Origin of the sequence: Herbaspirillum frisingense (assembly GCF_047325095.1) — a bacterium.
In the GTDB taxonomy this organism is placed as follows: Bacteria; Pseudomonadota; Gammaproteobacteria; order Burkholderiales; family Burkholderiaceae_D; genus Herbaspirillum; species Herbaspirillum frisingense.
The window spans coordinates 175,447-191,755 of the sequence record NZ_CP168558.1 but is presented as its reverse complement, the minus strand read 5'-3'; the positions used below and the strand labels follow the sequence as shown (position 1 = coordinate 191,755).

Sequence of the window (16,309 nt, the reverse complement as noted above, 5' to 3'; positions counted from 1 at the left end):
TTTTATTCGGTTTTATTCCTTTTTCACTGTTATTTTCTCGCGTAAAATCAAAGCATTTCATACCTCTTGGATTAGCCGTGACACCCTTGGGATTGGTCCTAAATGATCTACGCAGAAATCGGCGTATGCATCAAAAACAGTTAGCCAGTTTGCTCAATTTGGATCAGTCCTATCTGAGCGGGTGTTGATTTGCATTGAAAACTGACCCACTTTCCCAGGAAATTTGCATCCAAAGTTGACCCATGTTTAGACCACAATCCTGCTCATGACAGCGAGCGGGAGAACGGAGTGATAGACGTGGCCCTACTTGGAATTATTCGACGCTGGTACATCAGAGACCGCATCTCAATTCGGGAAATCGCTCGCAGGCTCGACATTTCCCGCAACACAGTTCGCCGCTACATCCGATCCGATGTCAGCGAACCCGCTTATCCAGCAAGGCGTTCGCCAAGCTCGCTCGATGAATTCACCGCCAGGCTCTCTGCTTGGCTCAGCGCAGAGGCGGTCAAATCTCGGAAGCAAAGAAGGACCCTGAAACAGATGTTCCTGGACTTAAGAGAACTGGGATACGAGGGGTCGTATGACCGGGTGGCTGCCTTCAGCAGGCAATGGAAGGTGGGTCAAATGGAGAGGGTCAAATCTGCGAGCAAATCAACAATTACCGGGTCCCGCAGTGGTGTATGTCCCGACTAGTGGCATCAGACATAGATGACGCACTGGTATATGCATTTCATAGGACGAATGGACTGCCGGCTCACCATGCTCTGTATGATGCTCAAGCCAATCTGTACGCCTTCAACAGACGGCAAGGGGCTACTGACATAGCAATAGCAGTTCGGGTTACAACCAGGGTGCCGTAGTTATCAGGTTGATTGGCATAGATGGATCAAGACCGCTCACGAAATGCATACCGAGTTGCCTGCGCGTCATAAAGAGCATGGTGTTCGGGCAGATTTTTCTTCTTGTGGAAAGCGTAACGAAGAAGTTCATTGATGTTACGAGCGGATATCAAACGTGGCGTGCACCACGTAGGAACGGGGAACCCCAGCGAGTTTGAAAATAACGCCCAATCAGTTTCAAAGTCAAAGCAAATTTCTATATCCTGGTCTCGCCGAATCTTTTCTAACCAAGCAAGAATATTTTCGCCCAATTGAGCAGGTGCGTATTGGGAATCTGGAATGCGACCCAGAAGCGGAATGACCATGTCACGGACGAATACACTGCACTTATCAGAAGGATATGGAACCTCTGCATAGAATTGTTCACCAGAGGTACTGGCCATTCCGATGCTGATCATATGCGGGTCGATGAAGTCCGTAAATTCCGTGTCTAAAAATACCTTCAGGGGCATATGCTCTCCTTGCACCGGTAATCCCATTCTAAGGTCAAAATTGACGCGCCTACCTGCGCATCATGCGCTATATGACTCACAAGCAAATCTATACGCCTTTAAGGGAGTGAGAAGGGCACGTTATTTATGTATCGGTACATGCCGAATATCACCGTGCATCTGCTACTCCTGACTAATGCCACGACCATCTGCCGCGATAGCATCAAGTGTTGCGGTAACGCTGGAGAGCAAATCTGGGTAGTGCCGCTGAAGATGCCGACGAATATTCTCGTTGCGAAGAAGACGATTGATAAATCCTTTAGCAACAACAAGGGAAAGCATTGTGTCTCCAATAGTATCTTCTACAGCTAGGCTGTCATGTTGTAGCCGTTCCATCTCGGCTTCCATTCGAGTAATGTCCTCGGGTGAAATGTCCTTTCCTACCTGGCTTTTCGCTCTTTCTATTAACACTTCTGGCCGCGTTGCATGTGTTATTGCACTAAATACTGACCCAGGATTTGCATCGAATCCTGACCCGTACGAGTTTCTATTATTGCGCAGATGCCTTTTCTGCGGCCCCTCCTTTCTTCGTGTTTCGAGTTGAACTGTTCTTGAAACGGTAGCTGTCATTGCCTGTTTCGACAATGTGACAGTGATGAGTGAGTCGGTCGAGTAGAGCGGTAGTCATTTTGGGATCTCCGAATACGGTTCCCCATTCTCCGAATCCGAGGTTAGTGGTGATGATTAGGCTGGTACGCTCATAGAGTTTGCTGATGAGGTGGAATAGCAAAGCCCCGCCCGCTTGGCTGAATGGAAGGTAGCCAAGCTCATCTAGTATTACGAGATCAGTATGTAGAAGGCGTGTTGCCAAGTTTCCCGCTCGCCCTTGTTGCTTTTCCTGTTCCAGCATATTCACGAGCTCGATTGTGGAGAAATAGCGTACGCGGGCACCGTGATGCTCAATAGCTTGAATCCCAATGGCACTGGCCAAATGTGTCTTGCCGGTACCAGGGCCGCCAACCAGGACTACGTTCTGCCCGCCTCCTAGGAACGCACAAGTATGTAGCTTGCGCACTAGCGCTTCGTTCGCCTCGCTTGCATTGAAGTCGAAGCCGCTGAGATCGCGATAAGCGGGGAACCTAGCGGTTTTCATTTGATAGGCAAGCGACCGAACTTCCCGTTCAGCGATTTCCGCTTTGACCAAGTCTGAGAGAACAGGAAGGGCCGCTTGAAATGCCGGCGAATTCTGCTCGGATAGGTCGGCTACGGCTAGTGCCATTCCCCGCAGTTTCAAGATTCGAAACATTTCCAGTAGTGATTCAGGCTGCATCGACATGGCCTCCATCCTTATCTCTCAAAATGTCATAACGCCCAACGTCTGCCTTGGGTTCTTTGGTCAGTTGAAGTGCTTCCGGTGGTGTAACTTTCGGGGCTGGCGAGCCGTCCAATAAACGACTCAGTACATTGAGGACCACCTGCTTTGAGGGGGCGCCGCTCTTCAGGGCGGTCTCCACAGCTGACAGAACAATGTTTTCGTCGTGAAACATCACGAGCGCCAGTACCTCGACCATCTCGCGATCTCCTCCAGGACGTTTAAGCAGAATCGCCTGCATTTCTTTGAATGCCGCAGGTAGGTCCGAAAATGGAGCGCCGTTGCGTAAGGCGCCAGGTTTTCGTTGTAAAACCGTCAAATAGTGACGCCAGTCATAGATTGTTTGGCCAGGGCCGTGGTCGCGATTGATGACCCGGATATGCTCAGCAATGCGTTTTCCTTCTGCGATGAAGACCAGGCGGTCGGCATAGATGCGTAGGCTGATTGGGCGATTGGCAAACGATGACGGGACGCTATATCGATTCCGGTCGAGCGTAACGAGACATGTCGGTGACACGCGTTTCGATTGCTCCACGAACCCGTCAAATCTTTTTCCTGTGGCGAGAAGATGCGGGCGTTCGCTCTCCCAAACTGTCCAAACGCTTTCGTTGAGTTCGGGGTGCTTGATTTGCTTCCAGTGCCGCTTGCATTCCGTGCTGAGCCATTGGTTCAGCGCAGCGAGGTTGGCAAATTCTGGAGCTTTTTGCCATATGCGGTTTCGGCTGTCGCGGACGTTCTTTTCGATTTGCCCTTTTTCCCAGCCGGAGGCCGGGTTGCAAAACTCTGCATCGAAAAGATAATGGCTCGTCATTGCGGTGAAGCGGGCATTCACCTCGCGTTGCTTGCCAGACATCACTTTATCGACAGCGGTCTTCATGTTGTCGTAGATGCCGCGGCGGGGAATCCCGCCGAAGGCCTCGAATGCACAAGCATGTGCATCGAAAAGCATCTCGTGCGTCTGCAGAAGGTAAGCTCGTAGGAAGAAAGCGCGGCTGTAGCTGAGCTTAAAGTGAGCGATTTGGAGCTTAGTTCGCTCGCCACCAATGACTACCCAATCCTCGCTCCAGTCGAATTGAAATGCCTCTCCGGGGGCGAATGAAAGAGGGATGTATGTTGATTTGCTCGCAGATTTGACCCTCTCCATTTGACCCACCTTCCATTGCCTGCTGAAGGCAGCCACCCGGTCATACGACCCCTCGTATCCCAGTTCTCTTAAGTCCAGGAACATCTGTTTCAGGGTCCTTCTTTGCTTCCGAGATTTGACCGCCTCTGCGCTGAGCCAAGCAGAGAGCCTGGCGGTGAATTCATCGAGCGAGCTTGGCGAACGCCTTGCTGGATAAGCGGGTTCGCTGACATCGGATCGGATGTAGCGGCGAACTGTGTTGCGGGAAATGTCGAGCCTGCGAGCGATTTCCCGAATTGAGATGCGGTCTCTGATGTACCAGCGTCGAATAATTCCAAGTAGGGCCACGTCTATCACTCCGTTCTCCCGCTCGCTGTCATGAGCAGGATTGTGGTCTAAACATGGGTCAACTTTGGATGCAAATTTCCTGGGAAAGTGGGTCAGTTTTCAATGCAAATCAACATGGGTCAATTTGCACGCAATTGACCCATGCATTTGGCTAGACAGCTTGTGCACCAAGCATTCCAGCGTTGGGGCGTGTTTCCCAAACGTCCGCCGGTCTGACGAAAAGCTCTGAGAGAAATGACCCACCCCGCTTGACATCCTCTGGACCAGAACGCAATTCAGTCGCTGCAGCCTGCACAGACCCTTACGCTTAAATCGCGTTCCTCTTGGGGGCATGGGAGAGTATCTCGTCCAGTAGCACTGTCAAAGTGGTGATTAGCCGAAGGCGCGGACCTGTCTCAAGAAATGCTTCCAGATTTCTCAATCATTGCTTCCACCTTCCTGCAGGAGGCCCGAGTTCACGGGACGCCGATTCTCAAGTTATGGGTCGCGCTACAGTGGCTGTCCGGCGTCAGGGGGCCGAGTGCTGTGCATCTGACTTTGCTAGCGCAAAATTTTTTTCCGTCCGATCTACGTTCATGTTTCTCTCTGGGCAAGAAAGCCAGTACGCCGGTGGATCGGAAATAATCGTTGACCTGTTATTTGAGGCCATTGCGCTACTGACACAGCGTTAGGAGTTTAACGAACCGAATTGAGCGGTCGGCGTCGCTGCATACGCGAACAGAGGGAAATGAAGAAATAATCGATAATGGTCAGCAAATAGCGGTGACTGTGCTAGAGGGGTATCGCCAATTTCATTATCTGTGACGCATATTCTTTTTTTTTCACTTAATCTGATTCTTTGCAGCCCCGGCGCATATTCACGTTTGTGAAAAAAGCTTTTAAGATCAGTACCCTGGATTTTCACTTACTGTGACTCCCTACAGTAGTGTCGAATGACACGGAAAGTGAAATCTGTGCCAAGTAAGTGAAAAAATGCTGACACAGATAGTGAAAAAATAGAAAAGGCCCTGAAAAGGGCCTTTTCTATTCCAGCGTAGGAAAGATTATTGTTGCAACTAGCGAGTCGAGGTTGAAATTAACAATGTTGCTTATTGTAATAATGATGGTGCATACGATGAGCGCAGGCTTTTCGAATGCGCACCCTGCAGCGAGCGCCGTTAAGGATCGAACAATCACAAATGAAGGAAATCCCATTGTCCGGCACAAAGAATTCGTGCTGGTGACCATAAGCTTACTGAGATAGCTTTTCGGCGTTTAGGAATAACGGCTTTACACTGGTCACCCGTCATTCGAATTCGCAAGGTGAATTATCGAGCCCGGCCATCTGCAGACATTGCCCGCTCGTGCTTGGCGCTCGCAAGCAGACATCCAAGGAATGCTCTTTCTGTTTCATGGGTCAATCGGCGACAGCTGACCGACTAGAATCAGCCATATCAGCTGCAATAGATGGCAACTTCGGCTCCAGTTGGTCTACGCATATATACTCTCTAATTGCTTTGCAACAACGTAAACATCCCACCATTTTGCGGCTACCCACTTAGTTGCACGTTTATTAATTTTAAAACCATCTGATACAAGTCACGCCACTGGGCGGCTTAAGAACGAAATGGATCAAACGCAACTTAATTGGATCACCAGTTTCATCTGGAATATTGCTGACGATGTCCTTCGGGACGTTTTCAATCGCGGAAAATACCGTGATGTTATCTTGCCTATGACCGTCCTCCGTCGCCTCGATGCAGTGCTGGAGCCCACGAAGCAGGCCGTGCTCGATATGAAGAGCGCGCTCGACAGCGAGAAAATAGCCAATCAGGACGATGCCTTACGCGCTGCCTCCGGCGAAGCTTTCTACAATACGTCGCCCTTTACACTACGCGACCTCAAGTCCCGTAAGACGCAGCAGACGCTCCGAGACGACTTCATAGACTACCTCGACGGTTTCTCGCCGAACGTTCAGGACATCCTTAAGAACTTCGAGTTTCGCAACCAAATCCCCAAGCTCTCCGAATCCGACGGCCTCGGCCAGCTCATCGAAAAGTTTCTCAGTAAGGACATTAACCTCAGCCCTTACCCAGTAGGTGGGCTCCCCGGGCTGGACAACCATGCCATGGGCACAGTCTTCGAGGACCTGGTGCGCATGTTCAACGAGGACAACAATGAGGAAGCCGGGCAGCACTGGACGCCGCGCGATGCTGTGAAGCTTATGGCCAGCCTCATGTTCTTGCCCGTGGCGGACAAAATTGAGTCCGGCACGTACCTACTTTACGACAGCGCCTGCGGCACGGGTGGAATGCTCACCGTGGCGGAGGAGACGCTTCAGCAGATTGCCAAAGACCATGGCAAGCAAGTCGCCACGCATCTCTACGGGCAGGAGATCAATCCTGAGACCTATGCCATCTGCAAGGCCGACCTCCTGCTGAAAGGCGACGGTGACGCGGCTGACAACATTGCGGGTGGCGCGGCGTTCTCCACATTGTCGAACGACCAGTTCCGTTCTCGCACCTTCGACTTCATGCTCGCCAATCCGCCATACGGCAAGAGCTGGAAGACCGATCTGGAGCGCATGGCTGGCGAAGGGTCAAAGAAGGACGTGAAAGATCCGCGCTTCGTCATTGAGCATGCGGGTGACCCCGCGTACTCCCTCATCACGCGTAGTAGCGACGGCCAGATGATGTTCCTCGCGAATATGCTAAGCAAAATGAAGCACGATACGCCGCTCGGCAGCCGTATCGCGGAGATTCACAACGGCTCTTCCCTCTTCACCGGCGATGCTGGGCAGGGGGAAAGCAACATCAGGCGCTGGATTATCGAGAATGATTGGCTTGAGGCCATCGTCGCCCTGCCGCTAAACATGTTTTACAACACGGGCATCGCTACCTACGTCTGGGTACTGTCCAACCGCAAATCCGAGTCGCGCAGAGGCAAGGTCCAGCTCATCGACGCTACTACATGGTCCCATCCCTTACGCAAGAACATGGGGAAAAAGAACTGCGAACTCGCCCCTGAAGACATCCGGCGCATCTGCGATACCTTCCTCACCTTCACGGAGACGCCGCAGTCGAAAATACTTCCCAATGCCGCCTTTGGCTATTGGAAGGTAAAGGTCGAGCGTCCACTCCGCCTCCACAGTCAGCTCACCCGACAGCGCATAGAGATGCTGCGTTATGCCTCTGGCGACGAAACCATCCGTGCCACCCTTTACGAGGCGCTGGGCGAGCCACTCTTTGCCAATCCTGCCTCTGTCCGTACGCAGCTTGAAAAACTCGTCAACGACTGGGGTAAGAATGACAGCGATGAGGAGGGCGAAGACGGCGAGGATGATGCACCCAAGAAGAGCCTCTCGGACAAGAAGAAAAAGAAGCTGCTGAACGAGGCATCTTGGAAACGCGATGCCATGCTCATGGATGTCGCGCACCAACTTCGCAAGGAACTCGGCGACAGCCTGTTCGAGGACCACAACATCTTTCTGAAACAAGTCGAAGCAGCACTCAAGAAGCTCGATCTCAAGCCAAGCGCCGCCGAGTTGAAGCTTATCGTCAGTGCCGTCAGTTGGCGTGTGGAGGACGCTACCCGCGTCATCAAGAAAGTCCACAAGCCCGGCAAGGCCCAGCCCGACCCGCTGCGCGGCATCTTCGAGGAAAAGATCGATGGCAAGACCTGCGTCGTCGAATACGAACCTGATAGCGAGCTACGCGAATACGAGCAAGTCCCTCTCTTGGAGGAAGGTGGCATCGAAGCCTTCATCCGCCGCGAAGTCCTGCCCTACACGCCCGACGCCTGGATCGTAGAGGCCGACACCAAAATCGGCTATGAAATCAGCTTTACCCGCCATTTCTATCAACCGCCAAAGCTCCGCACATTAGCCGAGATCAGCGCAGACATCGTGAAACTGGAAAAGGAGACCGAAGGCTTGCTTAGCGAAATCACGAAAGGAACACGTCGTGCAATTGCAGAGGAGGAAAAGCCATGATCGAAGGGCTCAAGCCATATGCGGAGTACAAGGAGTCGGGGCTCCCGTGGGTGCCGTATGTTCCCGTGCATTGGAGCCTTATCCCAAACCGCGCTGTACTGAGGAAGCGAAAGGTTCCAGTGGGAGCGAGGCACAGAAATTTTCAGCTTCTGTCTCTAACAAAAGGCGGGGTGATTGTGAGGGACATTTTAAGCGGGAAAGGCAAATTCTCTTCAGATATGGGAACGAGTCAAGAGGTTCGTCGAGGAGATTTTGTGTTCTGTCTCTTTGATGTCCCTGAAACGCCGCGAACCGTAGGATTGTCTCAACATGACGGAATGATTACGGGTGCTTACACAGTGTTTGAGTCGCGGAATTTGCTACCGGAGTCCGTACGCTACTTGGAGCGTTTCTATATCGCGATGGACGATCGGAAATTACTTAGTCCGTTGTATTCTGGTCTGCGGCACACCATCCCACCTTCACGATTTCTCGGTATAAAAACACCGCAACCGACACCCGATGAACAAGCAGCAATCGTGCAGTTTCTAGACCATGCGAACCGGAAGATCGACGGATTCATCCGGGCGAAGCGGAAGCTGATCGAGCTGCTTGGGGAGCAGAGGAAGGTAATCATTCAAACAGCCATCTCCGCGGTCGCCACTCCAGGCTGTCGCACCATGCCAGTTCGTGCCGTGCTACGGCCAGTCAAACGCCTTGGATTTCCTGACAAAACATTGCTCTCCCTGTTTCGTGACTTCGGTGTTATCCCAAAAAACTCACGAGAAAATAAGAACGCTGACGTGCGAGATCTCGCACTCTGTCAGCTAGTCAATCCTGGCGACGTGGTAATGAACAAGATGAAGGCATGGCAGGGTTCTATCGCAGTGAGCAGCCTCGAAGGCATCGTGAGTCCTGACTACATGGTTTTGGAGTTCCAGATTAAGTCTGTCGTAAAGGACTTCTTTCACTACGTGCTTCGCTCACCCGACATGGTCGCGAACTACCGAAAACTCGCGTATGGCGTTCGTCCTGGACAATGGCGGCTGATGTATCCCGATTTCTGCCGGTTGCATTTGCCTGTGCCTTCCATTGAGGAACAGCAGGCGATTGTGGATCACATTGCCAAGGAAACCCAAAGTCTCAACACAGCCATCGGCCGCATCAAGCGAGAGATTGAGCTAATGCAGGAATATCGGACGCGACTGACTGTGGACGTCGTAACAGGCAAGTTGGACGTGCGCGAAGCCGCCGCAAAGCTGCCCGCGATTCCTGAGACCATCGCCCCCGAGCCGCTAGCCGAGGAGGCAGAAGAAGAACCCGAAACTGAGGACAGCCTATGAGTAACAGGCCCGCCGTTCCAATCGAAACCCAACGCGAACTTCTCTTCGAGTGCCGCTACCGCTGTGCCTGTGATTGCGAACCGGTTTCTCTGGAAAAGGCGCATATCATCGCATGGAGTGAGACACAGGATCACAGCCCTGGCAATTTGGTCGTCCTCTGTGCCAACTGCCATACACGATCGCATGCCGAGAATTGGCCGGCCTCACAACTGCGTCGATTCAAAGAAAAGCCCTGTGCATTGGAACGCGACCGGATGCTGCCGATGTCACCTGACCAAAAGGCGATGGTTGACTTCATCATTTCCACGAATGCCGATGCAATGACGGAAAAGGAGCGATTGCGCTTTGCTCTGATGGCGGCCGCATACGCTGGCGTGACCATTCGCGAGGTTTCCGTCGTCGCGGTTGTTCCAACAAATAGCTCGCTTTTGCGCTTGGAAATGCCTCGCGCAGCAGCCGAATCACTGATTCGTGGCTTTCAGTCTGAGGACCCGCGCCTAGTTTCATTCTTCGACGAGTTTGCCCAACCATCTTCGCCATCGGAATCGCGCGGCAACGTCTCCTCGGCATTCGGCTTGGAAGGTGGCATCAAGCTTATCGAGACTGCCCGCCCCACATCCGCCGATCGTCCACCGGTGACAAATGTGAAGGAGGAAGGTCTGGAATCGCTCATTGTGAGCGCAATGACTGACTTCGGTTGGCTCACTGGGACGGATGCCGACTACGACCGGGAATACGCGGTCGATTTGAAACAGCTAACCGTCTTCCTTGAAACGACGCAGAAGGACGTGGCGGCAGAGCTGCAACTACACACGGATGGCCCTGTAAGGCGGAAATTTCTGGCGCAGCTACAGGGTGAAATCACCCGACGCGGCACCATCGACGTGATGCGCAAGGGCGTGAAGCACGGACCGTACACGGTGGAGTTATTCTATGGGACACCGTCGTCAGAGAATCTGGAAGCCCGGAAGCGCCACGCGGCGAATAGGTTCAGTGTGACCCGCCAGCTTCACTACAGCCGCGAGCAAACGAAGCGTGCGCTCGATTTGGCGCTCTTCATCAACGGGCTGCCCATCGCAACCTTTGAGCTGAAGAACAGCCTGACCAAGCAGACGGCGGAGGACGCCGAGGAGCAATACAAGCGTGACCGCGACCCCCGTGAGACCTTGTTCGTCTTTGGCCGGTGCGCCGTCCACTTCGCTATGGATGACCATGAGGTACGGATGTGCACGGAGTTGAAAGGCTCGAAGGGGATGGCCAAGGATTCGTGGTTCCTGCCGTTCAACCAAGGGCGGAACCAAGGTGCCGGAAATCCGGTGAACCCGTACGGCATCATGACCGACTATCTCTGGCGGCGCATCCTTACGCCCGGAGGCTTCACGGAAATTCTGGAGAACTACGCTCAGATCGTGGAGGAGAAGAACGAGAAGACTGGCAAAAAGAAGCGAGTGCAGATATTCCCGCGTTACCACCAGCTCGACGTGGTCCGGAAACTTCTGGCTGATGCAGCATGGTTCGGCGCCGGCAAGCGCTACCTAATCCAGCACTCGGCGGGCAGTGGTAAGTCCAATTCCATCGCGTGGTTGGCGCATCAGTTGATCGGGCTACGCAAGGATGGCGCGGATGTCTTTGATACGATCATCGTCATCACGGACCGGCGCATTCTCGATCAGCAGATTCGGGCAACCATCCGGGGCTTTGCGCAGGTGTCCTCGATCATTGGCGCGGTGAAGGACGGGGACGGGACTTCCAAGACGCAGCAGCTCACGAAATATCTTCAGGAGGGGAAGAAGATCATCATCTCCACAGTACAGACTTTCCCCTTCGTACTCGATCGCATCGACGAAGCGCATCGGGGCAAGAAATTCGCCATCATTATTGACGAGGCGCATTCGAGCCAAGGCGGGCGCACCGCTGCGGCGATGAGCATGGCCCTATCCGCCTATGGCGCGGAGCAAGAGGAAGAGACGACTGAGGACAAGATCAACCGCATCATCGCGAGCCGAAAGCTGCTGACTAACGCTAGCTACTTCGCCTTCACGGCAACGCCGAAGAATAAGACGTTGGAGATGTTCGGCATACCGTATCGGGTTGGCGACGAAATAAAGCATCGGCCTTTCCACAGCTACACGATGAAACAGGCGATTCAAGAGGGCTTTATCCTTGATGTGCTGAAGAACTACACACCGGTAGCCAGCTACTACCGCCTCGCGAAAACGGTGGAAGGCGATCCAGAGTTTGACGTCAAGAAGGCGCGTAAGAAGCTACGCGTCTATGTGGAAAGCCACAGCAAGGCCATCCGCGACAAGGCTGAGATTATGGTGGATCACTTTCTCGAGCAGGTGATCGGCCAGAATAAAATTGGTGGACAGGCGCGGGCGATGGTGGTGACGAGCAACATCCAGCGGGCAATCGAGTATTTCACCGCCTTCACCACCTACCTCACGGAGATTAAAAGCCCTTACAAGGCGATTGTTGCCTTTTCAGGCGAGCCGGAATATAAGGGAGAAAAGGTCACCGAATCGAAACTTAATGGGTTCGCCAGCAGCAGCATCGCCGACAAGATTCAGGAAGATCCATATCGCTTCCTCATCTGCGCCGAAAAGTTTCAGACCGGCTACGATGAGCCATTGCTGCACACCATGTATGTAGATAAGGCGCTGAGCGACATCAAAGCTGTGCAGACACTCTCCCGCCTAAATCGAGCACACCCAAAGAAGCACGATGTCTTTGTGCTCGATTTCCAAAACGACTTCGAGACCATCGAAAAGTCCTTCGCCAAGTACTACAGGACAACCATCCTAAGCAAAGAGACAGATCCGAACAAACTCCATACATTCAAGGGTGAGCTGGACAACTATCAGGTGTATTCGCCGGAACAGGTCGATACCTTGGTGGCGCTTTACCTTGGCGGTGCGGACCGCGACAAACTGGACCCAATCCTCAATGCAAGTGTGGCCGCATATGTGAGTGAACTGGACGAGGACGGGCAGGTGGATTTCAAAGGCAAGGCTAAAGCATTCACCCGCACCTACGACTTTCTCGCCACCATCCTTCCGTATGGCGTGCAGGACTGGGAGAAACTCTCGATTTTTCTCAATTTCCTTATTTCCAAGCTGCCAGCACCCGTCGAAGAAGACTTTGCTAAGGGTATCCTCGAAGCTATCGATATGGACAGCTACCGCGCCGAGAAGAAAGCGACGATGGCTATCGCCCTGCCGGACGAAGACGCCGAGATCGAACCGGTGCCCACTTCGGGCGGTGGACGCAAGCGTGAACCGGAGATGGATAAGCTCTCGAACATCGTGAACGAGTTCAATCAGCGGTATGCAGGCGACTACAAAGACCCCGAGCGAACGCTTCAACGCATTAAGGGAGAGATTCCCGAGAAGGTCTTGGCCGACCCAGCCTTCAAGAACGCGAAGATGAACTCAGACCGTCAGAACGCGAAAATTGAACACGACAAGGCGCTTAAGCGGGTGCTCACCGCGATGTTCAAAGACGACGCCCAGCTCTTCAAGCAGTTTCAAGACAACGAATCTTTCCGCATCTGGCTGACGGATACGGTCTTTGGGATGACCTATGAAACAAAAAGCGGGAGCCGAAGTGAAAGTTGAAAAAATCGTTCTACAGTGAAAACTTCCTCGTTTGGAACCCTGCTCTAAGCGGACGTTAGGGGCCGTATCTTGTCGAGTGGCACTAGACATATGCATCGCTGTAGGCTGCGGGCAGCAGGCATACCTTGATCCCTTGACTATTGAGTGGCGTCGGCTTGGCCTGTGATTTGGCGATTGGTATTCATTTCCAACGTCAGAAAATTCTGCAGGTACTCGACAAAGCCTATTCGATTGTTGATTTGCTCGCAGAATTGACCCTCGCCATCTGACCCACTTTCCACTGCCTTCCGAAGGCAGCTACGCGGTCATACGACCCCTCATATCCCAGCTCTTTCAGGTCCAGGAACATCTGTTTCAGGGTTCTTCTTTGCTTCCGTGATTTGACTGCCTCAGCGCTCAGCCAGGCGGAAAGTCTAGGCGCGAATTCATCGAGCGAGCTCTGTGATTGCCTGGTGGGATAGGACGGTTCGATCGCCTCGGACCGAATATAGCGACGAACAGTGTTTCGGGAAATGTCTATCTGAAGCGCTTCGATAGTAAGAATGAGGCGCCGATGTATAAGGAAATGAAGAGCCAGAACCTAACAACCTTTGAGGACGTTGTAACGACGTTTGAAGAACGCTTTAGTCAATGGGCTGGTGACTGCTCGCGGATAAGTGATTTTGAAATCGGTGTTGAATATAGCGTTTACGATATCTTGATTCTCGCTCGCAGCTACGATACACGATCGGGTGGGATGTTCGTCTTAGAGGCAAATTGCCAGCCCGTCGCGGTGGTGATTAAAGCCAGCCTGGAAGGCGGGATGTACGCAAACGAATGGATAGAAGAACCACGGCTCTTGAAATATTATTTGAAGAGTATCAATGGCATATTTAGCGAAAAATATAAAGCAAATGCCGCCATCATCAATGACTCGACCATTCCCATTCTGACCTTCGTCAGGCGAACGAAAGATGATCTCTTTAAGTTCTATGGCTATTTTCAGTTTGAAAAACTGATCAATGAAAGTAATGGTGCAAAAGCATTTCTGTTGTCGCTTGCGAATACTGAGGTGAAGTTCGCGATTGCTGATGCCGCGTACGTTCATCAAGAGTTAGCTAGATCTGTTTTAGCTTCGTCGAACACCCCTAGAATTCAACGTCTAGCCAGACTCGCTGCTGCGGAGAAGAAGCCGAAGGCAATTAAGGTGATATCGGTTGCGTATCAGCGCAATCCAGACGTTATTAGCGAAGTCTTGTTCAGAGCGGGTGGCATATGCGAGAGCTGCCAAAGCGCGGCTCCTTTCATTCGCAAGAGTGATGGAAGTCCGTATTTAGAAGTTCATCATCGCGTGCCTCTCTCGGAAGGTGGAGACGATACCGTAGAGAATGCGATTGCTCTATGTCCCAACTGTCATAGAGCGCGCCACTTCGGTTAGATAAACTCAATCTCTACCGGCTGAAAGTGGCATTCGCTTTGTCGTGGGGATTTATCAGCGCAGAGCCAATTCTCAATTTCTGACTTTTAGCAAGATGCCTTCTGAGTGGATAAATGGCTATCGCTTTCGACGCGAGAACGGGATCGAAAGAGAGGTTAATCTAAATTATCCATTGGATTGAAAACGTGCAAATGAAATGAGCCGGCAATTGCTGGCTCATTCTTTGGCATCCTCGACGTCCAAATAAAACAAATCTGGATTTAGCAAATTAGGCAAAGCCACTTGAATCAAAAGCACCGCACCCTAGCCCCTGTGGATCGAAAATTCATTGAATAATTGTTCTGGTCATACGGCGCAGCAATAGCTTTATCTAGCGCGATGTTCCGGCTTACACCGTAATGCTTCGTAAAGCTGAGCAGGTCCAAGCAGAATATTGTGCAGTCTATCGCACACGGGCTCTGAACCCAGTACTTGATTACTCATGCTCTGGTACGCATCCAGGGCTTGCATGATGGCGGTCAGCATCGCATCCTTCAGATCAGGTGAATTGGCAAATTGCTTTTTGCTGTTGCTTGCCGCCTGACGTAGCAAGCTCTCGTTTTGTCTGGCCGTCGAGACTGTATCGCGCCTGTACCTAACCGTTGATGGCCGGAAAAAAGAATCCGGTCGGAGCAGAGCTAATCAGCGTGCCTTCTCTTACACAAAATCTCACTTCCTCACGCCAACATCCCTTTACAGCAACGATTTCCCACCCATTGCGCACAGCTGTGCCATCCCGCCACACCCCACCCCCTCCCCGCCCCACAAAATCTTGCACATCCTGTAATGCTTGCATACCATCGAATCTCAATTCGATCACACCGCCCTGTATGAGTAACATCAAGACGAGCGCCCGAACAGTTGCCGCAGTCTTGCTCGTCCTGATGATGGGTGCGTTCTGCGCCAATATTGCCCGCGCCCAATCCAACGCCAGCCCCGACCCCGCCCATCACGTCATCGAGATCAAGCTGGCCGATCTCAACGATGACAACCCCCTCATCGATTACCGCAAGGCCGTCCTCGAACTGGCGATGCGGGCGACCGGCAAGCGCTTCTCCATCAAGGGTTGCCAGGTGGCCGATGTGGCCACCTCCGACCAGCGTTACGTCCAGCTGATCCAGGCCGGCCAGTACTGCAACCTGATGACCACCTCCGCCGGCAGTTCCATGACCCGCGGGCTGGAAGGCATTCCCTTTCCGATCTACCTCGGCGGCGGTGGCTACCGCGTGCTGATGGCCAACACCGCCAGCCTGCAGCGCGCGCGGGATATCCGTGCCCTCGACGACCTGCGCAGGTTCCGCATCGGCTCCGGTATCGGCTGGACCGACACCAGCATCATGCAGGCCAATGGCCTGGACGTTGTGCAGGGCAACTATCTCAATCTCTTCGAGATGCTCAAGGCCAGGCGCTTCGACTTCTATAACCGCTCGGTCTTCGAAGCGGGCGGCGAGCTGGAGACCTATGACCGCGACCACCAGCTGGCCATCGTGCCGGACCTGGTGCTGTACTACCCGGTGGACCTGTTCTTCTACACCACGCCGGGGCGCGACGATATCCGCGACGCCCTGCTGGAAGGCCTGCGCAAGATCCACCGCAGCGGCGAGCTGGCCGAGCTGATCCGGCAGCATCGCTCCACGCGCCAGGCGCGGCAGTTGCTGAAGTCGACCCACCCGCGCGTCATCGTCCTCAACAATGATCGTCTCACGCCCCTGGAGCGCAAGGCCATCGAGACCTATCGCCTGGACTGGTTCAAATAAGCGGGCTTCGCCCT

Annotated in this window: 10 protein-coding genes and 1 pseudogene; 6 read left to right on the top strand and 5 right to left on the bottom strand. The window is 52.9% G+C overall.

Going from position 1 to position 16,309, the window contains the following annotated elements; all coding sequences use genetic code 11:
• Positions 1-288: 288 nt before the first annotated feature.
• The gene (locus ACEOAC_RS00935) at positions 289-693 is read left to right on the top strand and encodes a winged helix-turn-helix transcriptional regulator (protein WP_413628640.1); all 405 of its coding nucleotides are present in this window, start codon (positions 289-291) and stop codon (positions 691-693) included.
• A 193-nt stretch (positions 694-886) separates the two neighbouring features.
• Here the strand turns inward: ACEOAC_RS00935 and ACEOAC_RS00930 are convergent, their stop codons facing one another.
• From ACEOAC_RS00930 to istA, 4 genes are all read right to left on the bottom strand, one after another.
• Positions 887-1,351, bottom strand: coding sequence for a hypothetical protein (locus tag ACEOAC_RS00930; protein ID WP_413445901.1), 465 nt, complete (start codon positions 1,349-1,351; stop codon positions 887-889).
• A 162-nt stretch (positions 1,352-1,513) separates the two neighbouring features.
• Positions 1,514-1,960 (bottom strand): plasmid partitioning protein RepB C-terminal domain-containing protein, encoded by a 447-nt coding sequence (locus ACEOAC_RS00925; protein ID WP_413628639.1) that lies wholly within the window; start codon positions 1,958-1,960, stop codon positions 1,514-1,516.
• Complete coding sequence (gene istB / locus ACEOAC_RS00920; protein ID WP_413628924.1) at positions 1,881-2,660, bottom strand: IS21-like element helper ATPase IstB; 780 nt, start codon at positions 2,658-2,660, stop codon at positions 1,881-1,883. Before istB ends, ACEOAC_RS00925 begins: the two co-directional genes overlap by 80 nt.
• On the bottom strand, positions 2,650-4,182 hold the full coding sequence (istA, locus tag ACEOAC_RS00915) for an IS21 family transposase (protein ID WP_413628638.1): 1,533 nt from the start codon (positions 4,180-4,182) through the stop codon (positions 2,650-2,652). The genes istB and istA overlap by 11 nt, the downstream gene beginning before the upstream one ends.
• Before the next feature lie 1,597 nt (positions 4,183-5,779).
• Between istA and ACEOAC_RS00910 the strand changes: the two genes are divergently transcribed.
• Genes ACEOAC_RS00910 through ACEOAC_RS00900 form a run of 3 tightly spaced genes read left to right on the top strand, consistent with a single transcriptional unit; the run spans position 5,780 to position 13,082 of the window.
• Positions 5,780-8,143, top strand: a complete 2,364-nt coding sequence (locus tag ACEOAC_RS00910) for a type I restriction-modification system subunit M (protein WP_413444733.1) — start codon at positions 5,780-5,782, stop codon at positions 8,141-8,143.
• Complete coding sequence (locus ACEOAC_RS00905) at positions 8,140-9,465, top strand: restriction endonuclease subunit S (RefSeq protein WP_413444732.1); 1,326 nt, start codon at positions 8,140-8,142, stop codon at positions 9,463-9,465. Before ACEOAC_RS00910 ends, ACEOAC_RS00905 begins: the two co-directional genes overlap by 4 nt.
• Positions 9,462-13,082, top strand: coding sequence for a type I restriction endonuclease (locus ACEOAC_RS00900; RefSeq protein ID WP_413444731.1), 3,621 nt, complete (start codon positions 9,462-9,464; stop codon positions 13,080-13,082). Before ACEOAC_RS00905 ends, ACEOAC_RS00900 begins: the two co-directional genes overlap by 4 nt.
• 277 nt (positions 13,083-13,359) lie before the next feature.
• Here ACEOAC_RS00900 and ACEOAC_RS00895 read toward each other — a convergent pair.
• Positions 13,360-13,596, bottom strand: a pseudogene (locus ACEOAC_RS00895) (IS21 family transposase); the annotation flags it as partial.
• Positions 13,597-13,647: 51 nt separating this feature from the next.
• Here ACEOAC_RS00895 and ACEOAC_RS00890 point away from each other — a divergent pair.
• Positions 13,648-14,499, top strand: a complete 852-nt coding sequence (locus ACEOAC_RS00890; protein ID WP_413444730.1) for an HNH endonuclease — start codon at positions 13,648-13,650, stop codon at positions 14,497-14,499.
• Between the two features lie 911 nt (positions 14,500-15,410).
• A complete protein-coding gene (locus ACEOAC_RS00885) occupies positions 15,411-16,295 on the top strand; it encodes a hypothetical protein (protein WP_413443570.1) in 885 nt (294 codons plus the stop codon).
• Positions 16,296-16,309: the final 14 nt, after the last annotated feature.